Below are 5425 nucleotides of genomic sequence, written 5' to 3'. Positions count from 1 at the left end.
ACGGCGGGACATCCCACGCATTTCGGTCAGTCACGCTGAGTGTCCGAACCCCGCGCACCCCCCCCCGGCGCCCCCCCCCCCCCCCCCCCCGCGCGCGCCCCCCCCCCCCCCCCCCCCCCCCCCCCCCCCCCCCCCGCGGCTCTGTCTAGGTGCGGTGTTGCGCGGTCAGGCAGACTTCCTGCTGTCCCGCGGATGCACGGCAATGTTCATGGCTCCGGAGCGCAGAACCGCCAGCCTCTCGGCCAGCACCTCCTCCAGCTCCTCGCGTGTGCGCCGCTCCATGAGCATGTCCCAGTGCGTACGCGCAGGCTTGCCCTTCTTCTCCTCGGGGCCATCCCCGTCCACCAGGAGTGCCATGGCGCCGCACGCCTTGCACTCCCACTCCGGCGGAATTTCCGCCTCTACCGAGAACGGCATCTCAAATCGATGTCCGTTCTGGCATGCGTACTCCACCGCCTGGCGCGGGGCCAGATCGATGCCGCGGTCCGTCTCGTAGCTGGTAACCACGAGTCGCGTGCCGCGGAGAGCTCGCTCACTCATGAATCGTGCCTCCCGGGCTTGTCGCCCACAGGACAGGTGTCGCTGTCGTCGTCATCCGGTCAACGTCCGGTCGGCGGTAAAGATTCCCGTTGCCGGTCATGCGTCGCCCGTCGTGCCGCTGCTTTTTCAGGGTTGGGGTACCCACCAATGCCCGGTTTGTCACATCTGGCAGAAGTTGTCACCCAACGGTTTGGCTTCTTCCACTCGCAGTAACGGTCCTCCGGGCAGGCCAAAGGCGTACACTACCGGCCTTTCACTTCAACGTCTAAATCCGTTCCGGAACAGGATTCCCTGCCGCCGCAACGGCCTGCCGTACGGGCACCCTCGCGAGCAGTACCGAACCGGTCACGAAGAAGATCACCAACGAGATGATTGCATCCCGATAGCTGCCGGTCAGCTGATACGCGAGACCGAACACCAGTGGCCCCAGCCAGCTCAGTCCGCGGTCGCTCATCTCGTACGCGGAGAAGTACTCGGCCTCCTTGCCGCGCGGCACCAGATGGGAGAACAGCGAGCGCGACAGCGCCTGGCTCCCGCCGAGCACCAGGCCGATCGCCGAGGCCAGTACGTAGAAGAAGACCGGGGCGTCCGAAGGCAGGAAGTAGCCGGCGACGAGGATCAGGGTCCAGACGACGAGCGAGGCCAGGATCGTGCGCTTCGCTCCGTACGCCCGTGCCAGCCTGCCCATCCCCAGCGCCCCCGCCACCGCGAGCACCTGCACCAGCAGCACGGCGGTGATCAGCGTCGTCTGGTCGAGGCCGAGCTCCTCGGAGCCGTACAGCGAAGCCTGCGAGATCACCGTCTGGATGCCGTCGTTGTAGACCAGATAGGCCAGGAGGAAGGAGAGCGTGAGCGGGTGCCGCCGCATGTCGCGCAGAGTGGCGCGCAGCTGCCGCCAGCCGGAGCCGACCGTACCCTCGCCGCCGGGTGCAATCCGCCGGTCGCGCAGCCGTCGCAGCGGTACGAGGGTGAACGCGCCCCACCAGACACCCGCCGAGGCGAGACAGATCCGCACCGCGTCGGACTCGGAGAGGCCGAACGAGTCGTGGCCCGTGTAGAGAACCAGATTGAGGACGAGGACGAGCGCCCCCGACGTATAGCCGAAGGCCCAGCCGCGCGAGGAGACCGCGTCGCGTTCGTCGGGCCCGGCGATCTGCGGCAGATATGCGTTGTAGAGCACCATCGACACCGAGATCGACGCGTTCGCCACGATCAGCAGGAACGCACCCAGCAGATAGCGGTGGCCGTCCAGGAAGAACATCCCGGTCGTCGCGGCCGCGCCCACATACGCGGCGGTCGCCAGCAGCGGCTTCTTGCGGCCCGTACGGTCGGCGGCGGCGCCCACGATCGGCATCACCACCACCGCGACGACGACGGACACCGAGACCGCGTAGGCGAAGAGCGAACCGGCGCGTACCGGGATGCCGAGCGGGTGAACGAAACCGTCGGCGTCCGCAGCGGCCTTGGCTATCGACGTCAGATAGGGGCCGAGGAACACCGTGAGGACGCTGGTCGAGTAGACCGAACACGCGAAGTCGTAGAAGTACCAGCCGCGTCGTTCGCGTCTGCGGCCCTCGGCGTCGGCACCCTCGGTGGCGCGTTCCGGCGTCGGCTCAGCGGTGTCTGCGGTCTCGGCGCTCAACCCGCACCCCCTCGTGTCTCCCCGTGGGGACGCCGCCGGGCCGGCGTCAGGCCCAGGCCCCCCGCTCGCTCAGCACCGTACGCAGCGTCTCGATGTGATCGGTCATGATGCCATCCACACCGAGATCGAGGAGTGCTGCCATCCGCTCCGGTTCGTTCACCGTCCAGACATGGACCTGGAGTCCGCGCGCATGGGCCTCCCGGACGAAGCGCCGGTCGACCACCCTGACCCCGTTCTGGCTCTCCGGGACCTGCGCGCACACCGCTCCGGCGCGCAGCGCGGCCGGTATGCCGTACGAGCGCAGCCGCAGGCCGAGGACGCCGCGGACACCGTACGAGGTGGCGAGCCGGGGGCCCGCGAGGCGGTGCGCCCTGGCCACCCGGGTCTCCGAGAACGAGCCGACGCACACCCGGTCCCAGGCATCCGTCCGGCGGATCAGGTCGATCAGCGGGACCAGGGCCGGCTCGGCCTTGATGTCCACGTTCCAGCGGGCGTCGGGGAATTCCTCCAGCAACTCCTCGAACAGCGGCAGCGGCTCGCGGCCCGCCACCCGGGCCTGCCGCACCTCGCTCCACGGCAGGTCGGCTATCCGGCCCCGGGCGTCCGTCACCCGGTCCAGGGTGGTGTCGTGGAAGGCGACCAGGCGGCCGTCCGACGTCGTGTGCACATCGGTCTCGAAGTACCGGTAGCCGGCCTCGGCGGCCCGGCGGAATGCGGCCGTCGTGTTCTCGATCCCGTCCGCCGCTCCGCCGCGATGGGCGAACGGGATCGTCACGGGATGGTCCAGATACGGGTGGCGTAGGGAGGTCACTGCGGAAGTATGGCCTCCTCCGGTGACGGTGCGGTGACGGCGATGGTGCCGGACACCGGCGCGGGGGCGACGGTCCGGCCGGCGGGATCCGCCCCGGGGACGGCGAACACGCGCAGGAACAGCTGGGCGAGCGGGCCGATGCTGAGCGCGTAGAGGACCGTGCCCACGCCCAGGGAGCCACCGAGCACGAAGCCGGTCGCCACCACCGCCACCTCGATCGCCGTGCGGACCGTCCGGATGGAGCGACCGGTGCGCCGGTGCAGTCCGGTCATCAGTCCGTCGCGCGGACCGGGGCCGAACCGCGCTGCGATGTACAGCCCCGTCGCGACACCGTTGAGCACGATCCCCGCGACCATCACGGCGATCCGTCCGGCGAGGCCGTGCACCTCGGGGACGAGGGCGAGCGTGCCGTCCATGGCGAGGCCGATGGCGAAGACGTTGGAGACCGTGCCGAGACCGGGGCGCTGCCTCATCGGGATCCACAGCAGCAGGACCGCCGCGCCGACGATGATCGCGACGACTCCGATGGAGAGCCCGGTGCGCTCGGCGAGGCCCTGGTGCAGCACCCCCCAGGGTTCGAGGCCGAGCCCGGCGCGGACGAGAAGCGCCGAGCTCACTCCGTACAGGGCCAGACCCACGTACAGCTGAACCAGCCGCCGTGTGAGATGCGTCCCGCGCGGGACGGCGGTGCTGGACAAGATGTGCTCCCTGATGTGGTGGCAGTGGACCGACGCATGACACTCTGGGGCGAGGTATTGGCTACCAACTATGGCCAATCCGAGGAAGGTGGACTGATTTTCATGGCGCAGTGGACTTCGGCCGTCGGTGCCGCGCAGCTCGCCCGGCAGCTCCAGGCCCAGCAGCAGAAGCCCATCGGCCCCGGCGCCCGCAGGCCGCCCGCCTACCGCGCGCTCGCCGACGGCATCCGGCTGCTCGTCCTCGAGGGGCGGGTGCCGGTCGCCGCCCGGCTTCCCGCCGAGCGTGAACTGGCGCTCGGCCTGTCCGTCAGCCGCACCACCGTCGCCGCCGCCTACGAGGCGCTGCGGGCCGAGGGGTTCCTGGAGTCCCGCCGCGGCGCCGGGAGCTGGACCGCGGTACCGGCAGGCAATCCACTGCCGGCCCGCGGCCTCGAACCGCTGCCCCCGGAGTCGCTCGGTTCGATGATCGACCTGGGCTGCGCCTCGCTGCCCGCGCCCGAACCCTGGCTGACCCGCGCCGTCCAGGGCGCCCTGGAAGAACTGCCGCCGTACGCGCACACCCACGGCGACTACCCGGCGGGGCTGCCCGCGCTGCGGCAGATGATCGCCGACCGCTACACCGAGCGCGGCATCGCGACCATGCCGGAACAGATCATGGTCACCACCGGCGCGATGGGCGCGATCGATGCCATCTGCCATCTTTTCGCGGGGCGCGGCGAGCGGATCGCGGTGGAGTCCCCGTCGTACGCCAACATCCTGCAGCTGATGCGGGAGGCCGGCGCCCGGTTGGTGCCGGTGGCGATGGAGGAGGGGATCGGCGGCTGGGACATGAACCGCTGGCGGCACGTGCTGCGGGACGCGGCCCCCAGGCTCGCCTACGTCGTGGCGGACTTCCACAACCCCACCGGCGCGCTCGCGGACGAGAACCAGCGCCGGGCCCTGGTGGATGCGGCCCGCTCCGCCGGGACCGTCCTGGTCGTCGACGAGACCATGAACGAGCTCCACCTGGACGACGACGTCGAGATGCCGCGCCGGGTCTGCGCCTTCGATCCGGCGGGCAGCACCGTGCTGACCGTCGGCTCGGCCAGCAAGGCCTTCTGGGCCGGCATGCGGATCGGCTGGGTGCGGGCCGCGCCGGACGTGATCCGCAGTCTGGTGTCCGCCCGGGCCTACGCCGACATGGGCACTCCCGTACTGGAGCAGCTCGCGATCAACTGGCTGATGCGTACCGGGGGCTGGGAGGAAGCGGTGGAGATCCGCCGCGGCCAGGCACGGGAGAACCGGGACGCGCTGGTCGCGGCGGTGCGCCGGGAACTGCCGGAGTGGGAGTTCGAGGTGCCGCGCGGCGGGCTGACGCTCTGGGTACGCACGGGCGGACTCTCGGGGTCGCGGCTGGCCGTGGCGGGCGAGCGCGTGGGGGTGCGGGTGCCGTCGGGCCCGCGGTTCGGTGTCGACGGTGCCTTCGAAGGGTACGTACGGCTGCCGTTCACGGTCGGCGGGCCGGTGGCGGACGAGGCGGCGGTGCGGCTCGCGGCGGCGGCGCAGCTGGTCGGGTCGGGGGCGAGCGCAGGGGCGGAGGCGCCGAGGACATTCGTCGCCTGATCGCTGACGGGCCCGATCGCCGGCACGGCCACATCGCTGTGGGGGGGGGGGGGGGGGGGGGGGGGGGGGGGGGGGGGGGGGGGGGGGGGGGGGGGGGGGGGGGGGGGGGGGGGGGGGGGGGGGGGGGGGGGG

At 71.4% G+C, this 5425-nt stretch carries 5 protein-coding genes; 1 reads left to right on the top strand and 4 read right to left on the bottom strand.

All coding sequences use genetic code 11. The features are described from left to right. Nucleotides 1-165: 165 nt before the first annotated feature. The 4 genes from ACIA8E_RS41465 to ACIA8E_RS41450 form a co-directional block, all read right to left on the bottom strand. The gene (locus ACIA8E_RS41465; protein ID WP_007262928.1) at nucleotides 166-540 is read right to left on the bottom strand and encodes an RNA polymerase-binding protein RbpA; all 375 of its coding nucleotides are present in this window, start codon (nucleotides 538-540) and stop codon (nucleotides 166-168) included. A 265-nt stretch (nucleotides 541-805) separates the two neighbouring features. Then, on the bottom strand, nucleotides 806-2182 hold the full coding sequence (locus tag ACIA8E_RS41460) for an MFS transporter (protein ID WP_399307231.1): 1377 nt from the start codon (nucleotides 2180-2182) through the stop codon (nucleotides 806-808). A gap of 46 nt (nucleotides 2183-2228) precedes the next feature. Beyond that, nucleotides 2229-2993: a glycerophosphodiester phosphodiesterase family protein gene (locus ACIA8E_RS41455; protein ID WP_030919058.1), complete on the bottom strand. Its 765-nt coding sequence runs from the start codon at nucleotides 2991-2993 to the stop codon at nucleotides 2229-2231. Beyond that, nucleotides 2990-3691, bottom strand: coding sequence for a YitT family protein (locus ACIA8E_RS41450; RefSeq protein WP_399307229.1), 702 nt, complete (start codon nucleotides 3689-3691; stop codon nucleotides 2990-2992). Before ACIA8E_RS41450 ends, ACIA8E_RS41455 begins: the two co-directional genes overlap by 4 nt. A gap of 102 nt (nucleotides 3692-3793) precedes the next feature. On the opposite strand from ACIA8E_RS41450, the gene ACIA8E_RS41445 reads away from it, so the two are divergent. Next, nucleotides 3794-5293, top strand: a complete 1500-nt coding sequence (locus tag ACIA8E_RS41445; protein WP_399307228.1) for a PLP-dependent aminotransferase family protein — start codon at nucleotides 3794-3796, stop codon at nucleotides 5291-5293. Nucleotides 5294-5425 lie beyond the last annotated feature (132 nt).

The sequence above is a fragment of the Streptomyces sp. NPDC051664 genome, assembly GCF_044453545.1.
GTDB lineage: Bacteria > Actinomycetota > Actinomycetes > Streptomycetales > Streptomycetaceae > Streptomyces.
Note: the sequence above shows the minus strand (reverse complement) of the source record. Positions and strands in the feature narration are given on the sequence as shown.

Bases quoted from the DNA above. Each gene is read 5' to 3' on its own strand.
- ACIA8E_RS41445 (WP_399307228.1), top strand. From the start codon at position 3,794: ATGGCGCAGTGGACTTCGGCCGTCGGTGCCGCGCAGCTCGCCCGGCAG.
- ACIA8E_RS41465 (WP_007262928.1), bottom strand. From the start codon at position 540: ATGAGTGAGCGAGCTCTCCGCGGCACGCGACTCGTGGTTACCAGCTAC.